At 49.1% G+C, this 13,762-nt stretch carries 13 protein-coding genes; 3 read left to right on the top strand and 10 right to left on the bottom strand.

All coding sequences use genetic code 11. The features are described from left to right. Window positions 1-120 precede the first annotated feature (120 nt). Window positions 121-966 carry an AraC family transcriptional regulator gene (locus ICC18_RS08290; RefSeq protein WP_188173875.1) on the top strand — a complete coding sequence of 282 codons (846 nt, stop codon included), beginning with the start codon at window positions 121-123 and terminating at the stop codon, window positions 964-966. Between the two features lie 99 nt (window positions 967-1,065). Next, a complete protein-coding gene (locus tag ICC18_RS08285; protein ID WP_188173999.1) occupies window positions 1,066-2,040 on the top strand; it encodes an aldo/keto reductase family protein in 975 nt (324 codons plus the stop codon). Window positions 2,041-2,108: 68 nt separating this feature from the next. Here the strand turns inward: ICC18_RS08285 and ICC18_RS08280 are convergent, their stop codons facing one another. The 4 genes from ICC18_RS08280 to ICC18_RS08265 are packed head-to-tail and all read right to left on the bottom strand — an operon-like array spanning window position 2,109 to window position 5,335. After that, complete coding sequence (locus ICC18_RS08280) at window positions 2,109-3,269, bottom strand: UxaA family hydrolase (protein ID WP_188173874.1); 1,161 nt, start codon at window positions 3,267-3,269, stop codon at window positions 2,109-2,111. Then, a complete protein-coding gene (locus tag ICC18_RS08275; RefSeq protein ID WP_312029499.1) occupies window positions 3,266-3,622 on the bottom strand; it encodes a UxaA family hydrolase in 357 nt (118 codons plus the stop codon). Before ICC18_RS08275 ends, ICC18_RS08280 begins: the two co-directional genes overlap by 4 nt. Before the next feature lie 3 nt (window positions 3,623-3,625). Then, the gene (locus tag ICC18_RS08270) at window positions 3,626-4,528 is read right to left on the bottom strand and encodes a fumarylacetoacetate hydrolase family protein (protein WP_188173873.1); all 903 of its coding nucleotides are present in this window, start codon (window positions 4,526-4,528) and stop codon (window positions 3,626-3,628) included. A 33-nt stretch (window positions 4,529-4,561) separates the two neighbouring features. Beyond that, window positions 4,562-5,335, bottom strand: coding sequence for an SDR family NAD(P)-dependent oxidoreductase (locus tag ICC18_RS08265; protein ID WP_188173872.1), 774 nt, complete (start codon window positions 5,333-5,335; stop codon window positions 4,562-4,564). 104 nt (window positions 5,336-5,439) lie between these two features. Between ICC18_RS08265 and ICC18_RS08260 the strand changes: the two genes are divergently transcribed. After that, window positions 5,440-6,294: an AraC family transcriptional regulator gene (locus tag ICC18_RS08260; protein WP_188173871.1), complete on the top strand. Its 855-nt coding sequence runs from the start codon at window positions 5,440-5,442 to the stop codon at window positions 6,292-6,294. 13 nt (window positions 6,295-6,307) lie between these two features. Here ICC18_RS08260 and ICC18_RS08255 read toward each other — a convergent pair whose 3' ends face one another. The 6 genes from ICC18_RS08255 to ICC18_RS08230 all read right to left on the bottom strand — a co-directional run bounded on the left by ICC18_RS08255 (window position 6,308) and on the right by ICC18_RS08230 (window position 13,710). Beyond that, complete coding sequence (locus ICC18_RS08255) at window positions 6,308-7,720, bottom strand: HEAT repeat domain-containing protein (RefSeq protein WP_188173870.1); 1,413 nt, start codon at window positions 7,718-7,720, stop codon at window positions 6,308-6,310. 111 nt (window positions 7,721-7,831) lie between these two features. Beyond that, a complete protein-coding gene (locus ICC18_RS08250; RefSeq protein WP_188173869.1) occupies window positions 7,832-8,809 on the bottom strand; it encodes an ABC transporter ATP-binding protein in 978 nt (325 codons plus the stop codon). Continuing rightward, window positions 8,799-9,791, bottom strand: a complete 993-nt coding sequence (locus ICC18_RS08245; RefSeq protein WP_188173868.1) for an ABC transporter ATP-binding protein — start codon at window positions 9,789-9,791, stop codon at window positions 8,799-8,801. The genes ICC18_RS08250 and ICC18_RS08245 overlap by 11 nt, the downstream gene beginning before the upstream one ends. 1 nt (window position 9,792) lies before the next feature. After that, window positions 9,793-10,617 (bottom strand): ABC transporter permease, encoded by an 825-nt coding sequence (locus tag ICC18_RS08240; RefSeq protein WP_188173867.1) that lies wholly within the window; start codon window positions 10,615-10,617, stop codon window positions 9,793-9,795. 22 nt (window positions 10,618-10,639) lie between these two features. Continuing rightward, window positions 10,640-11,638 (bottom strand): ABC transporter permease, encoded by a 999-nt coding sequence (locus ICC18_RS08235; RefSeq protein WP_312029498.1) that lies wholly within the window; start codon window positions 11,636-11,638, stop codon window positions 10,640-10,642. Between the two features lie 113 nt (window positions 11,639-11,751). Further along, window positions 11,752-13,710, bottom strand: a complete 1,959-nt coding sequence (locus ICC18_RS08230) for an ABC transporter substrate-binding protein (protein ID WP_188173865.1) — start codon at window positions 13,708-13,710, stop codon at window positions 11,752-11,754. Between the last annotated feature and the right edge of the window lie 52 nt (window positions 13,711-13,762).

Raw genomic sequence — 13,762 nt, 5'->3', positions numbered from 1 at the left:
TATCGCAATTAACGTAAATTTTCTCATCATCTTTTCTTATTTTTCATTAAAACTATTCATATTTTTCACTGAAATCATGGTATACTGCAAACACATACTTCATCCAAAGGAGCAGGTTTCATGTCTCGCACGGTCACTTTCGGCAATGAAGAGGACGGGCCCTTTTATATCCAGCATATTCATCGTTCCGGCTCGTTCGAAAGAACGCAGCACATGCACGAAATGTATGAGCTTTATTATTTGTATGAAGGCGAGCGCATGTATTTCATCCGCGACCGCTCTTATCTTATTCTTCCGGGCGATCTGGTGCTGATTAACCGGCGTGAGCTGCATGCGACTTCGGATTCCGAGAAATTGGGACATGCGAGAGTGGTCGTAAATTTCAGCGACAGCTTTCTTGAGGGTTTGCTGGAGGATGCGCCATTTTTATTGGAAGCTTTTACCCATGGCTCTCCGGTCATTCGGTTAGACCTGCCTACCCGGCGTATGGCGGAAGACATTCTTGGCAAATTGATACATGAGGCCAAAGAACCGCTGCTCGGACAAAATTTTGCACTCAAGCACTATCTCGTAGAGCTCCTGATGTTTACGGCACGTTTTATCCGCACGCATCCCGTTACATCTCCGGATCACGTCAGCCCGCTTCATCGGAAAATATCAACCATCGTACGGCACATTAATGTGCATTATTCGGAACCCATTCGCTTGGATGACCTCTCTCTGCAATTTGAAATCAGCCCCGCCTACTTAAGCAGGATGTTTAAAGAAATTACCGGATTTTCGCTTGTTGAATATATCAATCTGGTTCGTGTTCAAGAAGCGCAGAGACTGCTTACGAGCACTAAAATAAAGGTGATTACGATTGCCGAGCAAGTCGGTTTCGGTTCGTTGGTACAGTTCGGGCGGGTATTCCGGCATATTACCAAAACGACTCCGCTTCGCTACCGTCAATCTTCACTTACTTAATTGGAGGTTACTTACTGAAAAAATAGTGCCTCATTGTCAGCTTTCCAGACCTCAATTATAATGACACCAGAACGATCAGGTGAGAGGGTGGATGGCATGATGAGATATAGAAACGTAGGAAACAGCGGCTTGAAGGTGAGCGAAATCGGACTTGGCAGTTGGCTGACTTATGGCACAGCCGCAGAACAAAAAGCTGCTGACGCGTGTATGGAAAAAGCATTTGAAAGCGGGATCAATTTCTTTGATACGGCAAATGCTTACAACCGGGGCGAAGGCGAGAAAGCAATGGGAGCAGCGCTCAAAGCATACCCAAGATCCAGCTATGTGCTTTCGTCAAAAGTGTATTTCCCGATGGATTCAGGGCCTAATGACCGCGGTTTGTCACGCAAGCATATCATGGAGCAATGCGAAGCGAGCTTGAAGCGTTTGGGCGTCGATTACTTGGATTTGTATTTCTGCCATCGATACGACGCGAATACGCCGCTTGAGGAAACGTTACGCGCTTTGGACGATCTGACCGCACAAGGAAAAATCCTCTACGCCGCCGTAAGCGAGTGGAGCGCCGCACAGATTGCCGAGGCTGCAGGTATCACAGAACGGCTGCGGCTGCGTCCTCTGATTTCGAATCAGCCGATTTACAACATGTTCGAGCGCTATATCGAGCGGGAAGTCATTCCCGTTTCAGAGCGTAAAGGACTTGGACAAATTGTGTTTTCTCCTCTTGCACAAGGCATTCTTACGGGTAAATACAAACCGGGTCAACCGCTTCCTACGGACAGCCGTGCGGCCAACGATTCAGTAAATGGCGTTATTAAAAGCTACCTGAACGATCAGGTGCTTCAGTGTGTCGAGGACTTGAACCAAGTCGCTCAACGGCTTGAAATATCTTTGTCACAGCTCGCACTGGCATGGGTGCTCCGTCAACCTAATGTAAGCTCGGCTTTAATCGGAGCAACGAAACCGGACCAAATCGCGGAGAACGTAAAAGCCGTGAACGTTCGGCTTGAACCGGAAACGATTGAGCAGATCGAGGGTATTTTGAAGCAAGTCGCCGGTTTCGCGCCTGCGCGTTAAATAAAAAGGGACAGGGCCCTATCCTAGCGCTCTGTCCCTTTTTATTGTTCATAATCATTCATATCCCGTTATAAGCTCGGACCAATGCGGTTTATGCTAAACTCCTGATGGCCCAGGATTTCCGCCTTCGTCAGCTTTCCTCCCGCGACCTCCGCGATTTCCTGCCAGATCCTTTCTCCCGCCTGCTGCAAGCTGAAGGTTCCGTTCAAAATATCACTGACATCCACATCCATATTATCTTCCATATGCCGAAAGGTCTTATGGTTTCCGGTAATTTTGATGACAGGTACGACGGCCGCGCCAGTCGGCGTCCCACGCCCCGTCGTGAAGCACACGATGTGGGCTCCTCCGGCAGCCATGCCCGAGACGCACTCGATATCGTTACCCGGGGAGTCCATGAAGAAAAGTCCTCCCTCCGGGATCTCCTCTGCATATTCGATAATGCCTTCGATCGGGGCTGTACCGCATTTGCTGATGCACCCCAGCGACTTCTCCTCGATCGTAGTGAGGCCGCCGGCTATATTGCCAGGGCTCGGATTGCCTCCGCGCATGTCGGCCCCCATCCGATCCACTTCCTTCTCGAAGCGTTCTACGATGTAGAACAGCTGCTCCCTCGTTTCCGTCGACGCGCAGCGTTCCGCGAGTACATGCTCCGCTCCGATGATTTCCGTCGTCTCGCCAATGACGATGCCGCCGCCTTCGGCGATCAGCAAATCGGCCGCTGCGCCGAGTGCCGGATTGGAAGCAAGACCGGAAGTCGCATCAGAACCTCCGCATTTGACGCCGACCTTCAGCTTGCCGATCGGCACCTCCGCTTTCCGCTGCTCGTCGAGCTCCGCTCTCATTCGTCTTGCCAGTTCAATGCCGTACTGAATGGCCTTCACTGAGCCGCCTACCGATTGAATATCGAAAAATTCAACAGGCTTGCCCGTCTTCCGAATTTCTTCGGCAAGCTGCTCGGGATCGACCACCTCACACCCCAGGCTGACGATAATGACGCCGCCCACGTTCGGGTTTTTCCCCGTTCCCGCCAGCACATCGAAGGTTCTGTCTTTATCAGCGCCGATCTGACTGCATCCGTGCTGATGCGGGATCGCCACGGTATCAGGCACCGACTGTACGATACGGCTGCACACTTGGTTCGAGCAGATCACCGTTGGAATAACCAGCAAGTGATTGCGGATGCCGATATCGCCGTTCGGGCGCAAATAAGCAGGTATCGTTCTCATCCCTGTCCCTCCCTGTCCGCCTGATCGCCTCGTCCGCGGATTCCTTCAACATTGTGTACGTGCACGTGCATGCCGACATCGATGGCCTCGGTTGCGCGACCGATGACCTCCCCATATTTACGAACTTCGCTCCCTTGCGCCATGGGGGCAATTGCGATTTTATGGCCGAACGTGATCTTTTGAAGGAGCTTGACCGAAATCAGCTCTTCACCTAGCCGGATGGATGCCGTATCGCCTTCCGCCAAATCCCGCAAAGCCGTTGCCACATGATCGCGGATATCGACAACGAGGGCGTCAGCCCCCGCATGAATGTCGCCAGCCATGAACTCACCCCGCAAAAGAATTCTTAACATCGTTTAAGCCTCGGCAACCATCCGATTCGTCAGTGTCCCCAACTTTTCAATTTCAACGCTGACAACATCGCCTTCTTGCAGGTATACCCGCTTCTCGGGCGGATAGCCAAGCACGACGCCCTCCGGCGTTCCCGTCAAAATAATATCGCCGGGCATTAAGGTGAAATGCCTGGAGATATAACTGACAATCTCGTCGCAATGGAAAATCATATCCGACGTATTGGACTGCTGTCGCACCTCTCCGTTAACCGTACAACGGATGGAGAGATCATTCGGGTTGCCGACTTCGTCAGCAGTAACCAGATACGGTCCGAGCGGCGCAAACCCGTCGCAGGTTTTGCCCAGCAGCCACTGGTTCGTTCTCATCTGCAGGTCGCGGGCGGAGAGATCATTCGCATTGCAATACCCGAATACATGGCTGAGGGCCTGTTCTTTCGATACGTTTTTCGCTTGCTTGCCCATCACGATGACAAGCTCGGCCTCGTAGTCCACTTGCTGCGAAACCTCGGGCAGTATAACCTCTTCGTTATGGCCCGTAAGGGCATTGCCAAATTTGTTGAACAGAATCGGATATTCCGGAATCGCCGCCTTCGTCTCCTCCGCATGTTTGCGGTAATTCAGGCCTACGCAAATAATTTTCCCGGGATGCGTCACACAAGAGCCCCACTCGAGCTCCGCTTCGTCCAGCCAATAATCCGCTCCTGCTGCCGGTTCCGCCGGCGCGAGATCCGCCAAACGCTGCAAAGAGGCAATAGCTTTGCCTCCTCCTTCTATCGCTTCATGAACAGTTAGCGGAGTATCGGTGAGGCTTAAAGCTTGCGCAATCTTTGCCGCATCGAGAACGCCGCGATCCGTTTTGATCCCTAGTCGGTTTTGACCGTTTTGAATGAACGTCAATAATTTCATAACCGTTTTCTTCTCTCCTCCATTGCCATTTTTCTAGGCATTTTTGCCGAATACGACGCCCCCGTCGATATACAGCGGGGAGCCCATCATAAATTTCGATTCATCCGAGGCCAAAAATAATGCCGCTCGCGCCACATCCTCCGGACTGCCCAAATCGCCGCTCAATTGACGGGTTTTCAGTGCAGCGATCGCTTGTTCCGGGTCATCGTAGGAGGTTTTTAGGTAATTCTCAACGAATGGCGTAAGAATGGTGCCAGGAAGCAGTGCATTCACTCGTATCGCGTAAGGCACGTAATCGACCTGCATCGATTTGGTGAGAGCGAGCACGGCTCCTTTGGTCGCTGCGTAGGAAGCCCTGCGGGCCAATCCGATCTCCGCGATGCAGGAAGACATGTTAATGATGCTGCCCGACTTTCGCTCCATCATATGAGGAAGCACATATTTACTAGGCAAATATACGCCTTTGATGTTGACGCTCATGACCCGGTCCCACGCATCCGGCTCCACCTCATGAAGCGCCCCTACCCCGCTGACGCCTGCGTTGTTGAACAACACGTCAATACGTCCGTACTGCTTGATGGCGAAGTCCACCATCGTCTTAACGGACTCGGGGTCCGTCACATCCGCTTGAATAAAAATCGCTTCGCCCCCGGCTTTACAGATATCTCCGGCTGTTTCCTCTCCCTTGTCCGCATCCCGATCGTTGACGATAATGGCAGCGCCTTCATGTGCAAACAGCAGCGCGGAGCTTCTCCCGATTCCTGAGCCGGAGCCGGTGATCAGCACAATTTTTCCCGATAATCTCATATGTCCCGCCTCCAAACGTTATCCCTCAAATCCTTTCTTGACAACAGGTACAATCCGGCATAGCATTTTTTTAGATCGATCCGACCAGAGGATGGTGCAAACCAATGGGCAATATAACCGGACTTGGCTCGAACCAATATCAGAACCAATACCTAGCAAATGTACAGCTTGACCTATCCATTGCAGCTTATACCAAAGTGCCTCTCTCCTGGCATGACTATGATTACACACCGAACTTCAATAAAATGTACTACATCATGGAGGGAGAGGGTTATTTAAAAATAGGCAGCCAAGAGTACTCCCCAAAGCCGGGTGAACTCTATATTCTGCCTGCGGGTGTCCTTCAATCCTATGGAACCGTCAGCGAGAACACGCTGGGCAAATATTGGTGCCACTTCACTTCTAAACTGGTAGATCTGCAGCTCTTTGATCTCGTCAATCCCTCCTCCTACGTTGTAACGGTAAAAGATGCGAAGGAGATGAAGGGGCATTTTGAACGTCTCATTGACTATGCGCACAGGGATGATCTAACTTCCGGGTTGCGTATTCGCTCGATTCTGCTGGAGATCATATCTACTTTCATCGAACTATGCGACCATACCAGATTCAATATGAAAACAAGCTCTACGTTTGATAAGATGAGCGCGGTACTTCAATATATCGAGGACAACGCTTCCCATCATATGACCGTAGAAGAACTTGCCGCCATTGCGCATTTTCAACCGAACTATTTTATTCATGTGTTCAAAAATTTTACGGGACTCTCCCCGATCCAATACATCAACAAACATCGCTTGGAAAAAGCCGTGCATCTATTGACCTTCACCAATCTGAGCATATCCTCGATTGCCGATTCGATAGGTCTGGAATTAGCCTATTTCTCTCGAATGTTTAAAGAGCACAGCGGCTACGCCCCCAGCACCTATCGGGAATTGATGTTAAATCCTCAAACTAAGTAATATGAGCAAACGATTAAGGATAGAACGTGCTTTGCGGCGTCGTGTTCGAGCACCAGCGGGAGTTGAAGAGATGCTTGATTAACGCATCTTTCGCATCCTCCGTTCCGATATAGCGCAGCGCCTCGAGCGCATGGGCGCGCACATAGCGGTTCTCATCGTCCAAAGCGATTTGCAATTGCGGTACGGCCGCTTCCGCCGGAGCCCCTATTCGCGCAAGCGACAAGCCTGCGGTAAACCGGACCTGCACGTCTTCATCCTTTAAGCATCGGATCAAACCGGCAACAATCGCATCGATCGGTCCGCCGATCATGCCCAGCGTTTCAACAACGGCTTGCCGCACTTTGTTTGAAGGATGCTCAAGAAGGCCGATCAGCTTATTCACGGTCACTGCAGCTAATCTTCTTAATTCACCTAAGGCAAATACAGCATGGATCACCGTCTCGATTCGCTTGCTATCCAGCGCTTCAGACAATCCTTGGACCGCATCGATGCCGGATACGGATAATCCATAAGCAGAAATGCGCGAAACCCCGATCTCTTCGTGATGAATGCCTTGCAGCAGCGCATCTATGCCGAGCTTTCCGCAACGCGCAAGCTCATAAGCCGCATGCAGCGCGTTCGGCTCCGATGCATCCCGCAGATCCACAGCAAGCTGCTGAACGTATTCTGCATCTTCCTTCACAGTATTTGCAATGCTGCCGACTCTGCCGGACAACCAGTTCCAGGTCTCTTCCCACATCGTTTCCTGCGCCATGTAGGGCGCCCCAACAAGTGCCGGCAGCTTCCACTCTTTATCCATATGATTCCAGCTGGGACTTGTCGGCGCTTGTGTCCGCATAAACTCAAACTTTAGCATATACCGTTCTTTGCCCAGCACATTCGGCGTCGATCGGTGCCAAATATCATAATGGATCAACGCAAACGTTCCCGCTTCACCGCTGGCTAGCGCCTCTTCCTTATTTTCATCGGACACAAAAGTTCTTGACTCATAGTTTTGCGTTCCCGGCATAATACCGGTCGGTCCCATCTCTATGGACGTATCTTGCGGGAAATACATGATCATCGCCCACCATGGATGGTGGTTCCGTATTTTTTGGTAACCCCAATAGCTGTCTTTGTGCCATCCGCCTGCCTTCGAAGAAGCATTAAAATGACCGTGACGATGCGCATGAAGCATATAATCGGGTCCGAGCACACTCGTTAAAGCTCCGGTTACGACCGGGTGATCGAAAACCTGTTGAAGTTCACGGATCCGGGGCAGCAAATTATTGCCCGGATTTCCTTCATGTTCATAAACGTAGTTCAATTGTTCAAGCAATTGACGATGGAACTCACGCGAGAAATCCGTTTTTAAAATCAAAAAACCATCTGTAATAAACTTTCTCATCTGCTCATCCGTTAATAATAAAGGCGCTTTATGCTCCATACTTAGGGTGTACCTCCTTGTTTTATCAGCTACGCCCTCATTATAAAAAATCGGATGCCGAACAGATATAGAGAAAGTTACTTCAAATTTGCACAAAATTAAGTTCTTCTTTCACTTGTAATCATTATGTTTAAAGCAAAGAACCATATGCTCCGGATCGATATACACTTTATTCGGATCAATGGAGCGGCAAATATCTTGGGCATACATACATCGGTTTGCGAACTTACAGCCGTTCAGCCCATATTCCTTGTCTTCCATATCGGGTAGCACCATATCCTCGTTCCATTTTTTTCCTACTCTTGGTATTGAATCCAATAATAACTCCGTATAAGGGTGTGACGGCTTGTTTAATATGTTTCTGGCGTCGCCGAATTCGATGAGCTGTCCGCGGTACATTGTCGCAATATAGTCGCTGACATAGTAAGCCGTTGAAAGGTCGTGAGTAATGTATATGAAATTAACTTTGTACTCGTCCTTGAGCTTTTTAAACAAATTCACGATATTCATGCGCAGGGATGCGTCAATCATCGCTACCGGCTCATCCGCTACAATTAAACTCGGTTTCGGAATTAATGCCCTTGCGATGGAAATTCTTTGCAGTTCTCCCCCTGAAAATTGATTCGGGTATTTCCCGCTTATATGATTAAGTTCAAGCCCTACCGAATGTAAAACTTCACTGACGATCCTTTGCGCTTCTTGCTTAGTCTTGGCAATTTCCAGGTTTAATGCCGTTTCAAACAAATAGGTATCCACCGTTTTCCTCATGCTGAATGAAGTGAATGGATTTTGAAAAATGGGCTGTACCTTCTTTAGAAACTCTTTCCGGTGCTGACGCTTGTCATAATGCGACAATGGAGTACCGTCTAATCGAATGTCGCCAGACGAAGGTTCCTGCAAGCGTAAAATCATTCTGGCGAGTGTCGTTTTCCCGCAGCCGGATTCACCCACGATGCTCATGATTTGCGGTTTGTCGCCGGGCAGCTTCAGATCGACCTTATCGACAGCCACAATTTTCTTGCCTAGCAGCATGCCCCCGATTTTGAATTGTCGCGAAAGGTTGTTGATTTCCAAAATGTTATGCGCCATGTCTCTTCCCCTCCACGATCCAATCATTCAGCAAATGGCAGCTGGCATAATGATCCTCCCCGACATTAAACTGGGCCGGCTCCTGCGTTCGGCATATGTCCTCGGCGAGCGGGCATCTTGCGGCAAATCTGCAGCCTGCAGGAGGATTTTTCAAGCTGGGTGGAGTACCGGGAATGCCTTCCTTCTGGCTGTTATCCCCTACTTTAGGAAGCGCATTGATCAACATTTTCGTATAGGGATGCTGCGGGTTGTTAAAGATTTGCTCCGTAGGCCCGACTTCAATCATTTGGCCGGCATACATAATACCCATTCGGTTCGTGATTTGATAATGAACCCCCATATCGTGGGAGACGATGACCATTGAATTTTTCATCTTCTTTTGCACCTTGGAGAGCATCGTTAAAATACCCCGCTGAACAACAACATCCAGTGCGGTTGTCGGTTCGTCGGCCAGCACAATGTCCGGATGCAAAAATGTCGCAAGCGCGATTAGAACGCGCTGCCGCATCCCTCCGCTCAGCTGATGGGGATATGCATTCAGCACTTCAGGCGAAAGCTCCAATTCTTTCAAATAACCGGCAATTTCCGCTTCGAGCTCTTTTTTGCTTTTTTTGTCATGGTATTTGCTGATGGCGTCAAAAAATTGGCTTTTGATTTTGGTCACCGGATTCATGACATGCATCGCACCCTGCGGCACATATGAAATGACTTTCCACCAGCTTTTGTGAATCTCGCCGTTGGTATAAACCGTCGTCTTGCCCTGTTTGTCTGTCGAATGCAGTTCCACCGAGCCTTCTGAAATTTCCAAGGGGTAGGCGATCAAGTCGTACATGACTTTGAGCAATGTCGATTTCCCGCAGCCTGACTCTCCGGCAATGCCGAATATTTCATTTTTCCTGACCTCAAAATCAACATGATCCACTGCCTTGACGTATTCGTCCAGCATGTTGTATTGCGCGCTTACATGATTTAACCGCAGCATGTTATTTCCCCCTCCGTAACGCAGAATATTGCTGATATCCCGTCATCGTCAGGAACAAGGCGATAAAAATGAAGGCGATGGCAATGACCGGCGATCCGATCCACCACCATCGTCCGGCTAACATAGCCTGATGCTGGTTGGCCCAATATATCATCGTACCCAGCGTCGCCTTTTCATTGCTGGACATGCCGATAACGGCCAAACCCGACTCGGAACCGATGGCAACAAGGATCGTATTGACGAAATTGGCGATCGACCAGCCCGCGACAAAAGGAAATATTTCTTTTACGATAATTTTGATCGTGCTTGAGCCCGAAAAAACAGCGGTATGAATAAATTCCCGCTCCCTCAACGATAGAGCCATAGAGCGAAGCTGCCTGGCAGGCCATGGCCAGTTAAAAATAATTAACACCAAAGCGATATAAATTAATGAAGCTCTGCCTTTCATCAAGCTGCCTAATAAAATCAATATGGGCAGAGACGGAATGACGATAAAGGAGTCCGTGAGCAGTGTAATCAGTCTATCGAGAAAGCCGCCCTTAAATCCGGCCAAGAGGCCAAGCAGCGCCCCGATCACCGTCGCGAAAAAAGCAACGATAATGCCGATAATAAACGAGTTTTGAATCGACTTCGCGAGCAGCCAAAACGTATCTTGACCCAGATTCGTCGTACCGAATATATGGCTCGAGCTTGGTTTCAAGTTTTTCGGATACGTCCCCCACTCAATCGGATTGCCAGTGTTAAACAGCGGGACGATAAATCCTATAATCAGAAAGATGACCAAGACGAACGCTCCCGCTTTTAGACGAAAGTTCCAATTTTTCATTCTCTTTTCCTCCTAATCCGCACTACTTATAACGCACCCGGGGATCCAGGAACGGATACAATAAATCTATAATAAAAGTCGCACCTGCCACGGCAATAATCGATATGGTTATTGTCCCCATAATCAAGTTATAATCCGATTGCAGAATGGCGTTAAAGATCAAGGTGCCAATTCCGGGATAACCGAATAAAAACTCCGTAATTAAAGCGCCGTTAAAAATCGTTCCAATTTGCAGCGCCAAAAACGTAATTTGCGGAAGTGCGGCATTGGGCAGCACGTACCTGGTCATAATTTTTCTTTCTTTCAGCCCCTTCAAACGGGCAAAATGCACATAATCTTCTTCCGCAATTCCGCTGGACAGCGTCTTCATACTGATGACCCACCAACCTGTTCCGACCAGGATAATCGATAGTGCAGGCAAAGCTGAGTTCACAAGCAGGCTCTTGATATGCTCCCACGAAAAACCGCTCCCCATAAAATTCGCCGAAAGCGGAAAGATGGGGATGATATACGCAAACAGCATGATCAGAATTAAAGCAAAAATGTAATAAGGAATCGGATATAAGGTAATGGAGATCGCTTCCAAAATTTTGGAATATGTTTTCTCCTTGCGGAACCCAGCCAAGAGGCCGATCGCATTGCCAATAAGCCAGGAAAGCAACGTGGAGATAAGCAGCAGCCCCATCGTCCAAGGCAGTGCACGTCCGATCAGCTCATTCACCGGCGTCGGGTAATTGGCTAAGGAAGGTCCGAAATCTTGCGTGAAAATGACTCTTTTAATAAATCCAAAGTATTGTTCAAATATCGAGCCTTGAAGACCGAACGATTCGTTCAAAGTTTTGCGTATCGATTCGATCGCCGCCGGCTCCAAAAAAGCCGACTTGGCGGTAAACCGCCCGATAAAGGCTTCAACGGGATCCGAGGGTAAAAATCTCGGTACAAAAAATACGGTCGTAATCCCGATAAAGACGACTAAGATAAACGTTAATAGTCTGGAAAGCAGGAACTTATAAAATCCCACAGGCGTCACTCTCCTCTCTTTATCGCGCCTAAATTCGCCATTATGGTAAAATCGCATACCAGGCAGCCATCCGTGCCCGGTATGCGACCTATTTCGTGGTTCAGGCAATCACATTACTTGCCGGTTGGTTTGAAGTGAGGGGTGTAGAACTTGAACTGGGACCACCACCACCAAGGGCCTTCAAATGCATTATTGGATGTCTGGAAGCCGCTCCAATAATACGTATCGACAGGAACGAACTTCGAGGTTCCGAACATCGGGATGAACGGCATCCCTTTCACGAATTCTTTGTTGATTTCGGTAATATGTGAAATCACTTTAGGATCGCTGCTCTGCATACCGGCGAGCTCGTCAATCAAAGAGCTTACTCGATCGTTAGCCCAACGGTTGCGGTTGCCTGGCGCTTGCTTACCGTTCTCTACGATGTATTGTTTGTGCCAGCCTTGGAAGTTTGCGGTACTGTCAGGCAGCAAACCGCAAGCCGGCCAGTAGGATCCTACTTCGAATGCGCCTGTAGATTCGCTATCCCAGAATGTTGCTCCATCCATTTGCTGCACGTTGGCGTCAATACCGTTCTTTTTCCAGCTGTCCGCAACGGCAAACGCCAATCTCATGGACTCGACTTCAAAGTTAGCCGGCGCGTTGATCGTCACTTTCCATGGCGTTCCGTCAGGTTTCATCCATTTGTCGCCTTGCTTCTTGAATCCTGCTTTTTCAAGCAGCTTGCCTGCTTCAGCCGGATCGTATTTATACCAGCCTACACCGAACGTATCAATAGCTTCTTTATCTGTCGGCAATCCTTTGATGCCTTGCTGTTTGAGCATTTCCACCATGTCTTTGGCGTAGCTTTCGTCGAACGGTTTATAACCGTCGCTCAATTGGAAGTCTTTGAGCCAACTCACCATCGGTTTATGGTAATTTTCTTGCAGGACGGAAATCGGCGGCAGCTGAATCGGCGAAACTCGGAGCATGCCTCCGAATGTGGCCATGGATACGTTCTTAATGTCCGTCATCAGCGCCATCGCCCATCTTACGTCAGGATTGTCGTAAGGTGCTTTCGATGTATTGAAGGACATGCCTCTTTCGCACGGGTCGTCCATATCCGCATACGGGAAGTTTTCATACCAGGCGAGTGCCGTTTTGTTCTTTTGACGAAGCACATCCCAGCTTTCAGGCGTAATGTCCTGCAAAATGTCCATATCATGCTGAATGGAAGCGATAATCCGTTTTTCTTCCGGTCCGAAGAATTTGAAGAGAATGTATTGCGGACCAGGCTCGCCTACGATTTTACCGATATCGCTCTTCTGCCAGTCTTTGCGCTTCTCATACAGGAACCAGTTCCCTTGCGGATCGCGCGATTTCAAATTATACGGTCCAAGACCAACCGGGTTGGTGAATTTGAATTTCGTCGGATCTTCTTTTTCCCAAATATGCTTCGGTACGACTTTGAAGGCCGTTCCAAAGATGACAACCCCTAATTTTTGGGCCAATCTCGTTTCAGGGTTGACCGTCTCTACTTCGATCGTATGTTTATCAAGCGCTTTCATACTTTTCACTAAGCTGCCGTAGTAACCGCTATAACCGAGTTCCTTTGTTTTCAGAATCATTTCTGACGTATACACGACGTCATCAGCAGTGAATTCTACGCCATCAGACCATGCTAACCCCTCTTGAATCTTGAATTTGAATTTCGTGTTCGTGTTGTCCAGAGGCTCCGGAAATGTCGCCGCCAAGTCGGGAATTTGTTCCCCCTTGACTGTATTAATTTCCCATAGGCTCGAGAAAATCAGCTGGTGGAACCCTGCGTCCATAGGCACCGCTCCCGGTACGTACGGATTGACCAGGTCCGGGTCAGCGGTTTTACCGCTCAAGATATCCACAATCAATGTTTGATTCCTTGGCGTACCAACGTCTGTCATTTTACCGTCTCCTGAACTTGCTGCAGTTGCCGCAGGCTGCCCCGTGCCCGTGCTTGCCGGAGATGACGTATTGGTGGCCGTATTCTCGCTGCAAGCGCTCACAAGCAACATCATCATTAACAGCACACTGATGAATCCTTGTCTTTTTCTCACTTCGACTCCTCCTTTGTACGATTTATTAGATTGTATCACCGGGAAAAAAATA

It is taken from the genome of Paenibacillus sedimenti (assembly GCF_014534655.1).
GTDB classification, from domain to species: Bacteria; Bacillota; Bacilli; order Paenibacillales; family NBRC-103111; genus Paenibacillus_E; species Paenibacillus_E sedimenti.
The sequence above is the reverse complement of the archived record's forward strand: the minus strand, read 5'-3'. Positions and strand labels throughout refer to the sequence as shown.

Coding starts and splice junctions, on each gene's coding strand:
- ICC18_RS08290 (WP_188173875.1), top strand. CDS start 121: ATGTCTCGCACGGTCACTTTCGGCAATGAAGAGGACGGGCCCTTTTAT.
- ICC18_RS08285 (WP_188173999.1), top strand. CDS start 1,066: ATGAGATATAGAAACGTAGGAAACAGCGGCTTGAAGGTGAGCGAAATC.
- ICC18_RS08280 (WP_188173874.1), bottom strand. CDS start 3,269: ATGAGAACGATACCTGCTTATTTGCGCCCGAACGGCGATATCGGCATC.
- ICC18_RS08275 (WP_312029499.1), bottom strand. CDS start 3,622: ATGTTAAGAATTCTTTTGCGGGGTGAGTTCATGGCTGGCGACATTCAT.
- ICC18_RS08270 (WP_188173873.1), bottom strand. CDS start 4,528: ATGAAATTATTGACGTTCATTCAAAACGGTCAAAACCGACTAGGGATC.
- ICC18_RS08265 (WP_188173872.1), bottom strand. CDS start 5,335: ATGAGATTATCGGGAAAAATTGTGCTGATCACCGGCTCCGGCTCAGGA.
- ICC18_RS08260 (WP_188173871.1), top strand. CDS start 5,440: ATGGGCAATATAACCGGACTTGGCTCGAACCAATATCAGAACCAATAC.
- ICC18_RS08255 (WP_188173870.1), bottom strand. CDS start 7,720: ATGGAGCATAAAGCGCCTTTATTATTAACGGATGAGCAGATGAGAAAG.
- ICC18_RS08250 (WP_188173869.1), bottom strand. CDS start 8,809: ATGGCGCATAACATTTTGGAAATCAACAACCTTTCGCGACAATTCAAA.
- ICC18_RS08245 (WP_188173868.1), bottom strand. CDS start 9,791: ATGCTGCGGTTAAATCATGTAAGCGCGCAATACAACATGCTGGACGAA.
- ICC18_RS08240 (WP_188173867.1), bottom strand. CDS start 10,617: ATGAAAAATTGGAACTTTCGTCTAAAAGCGGGAGCGTTCGTCTTGGTC.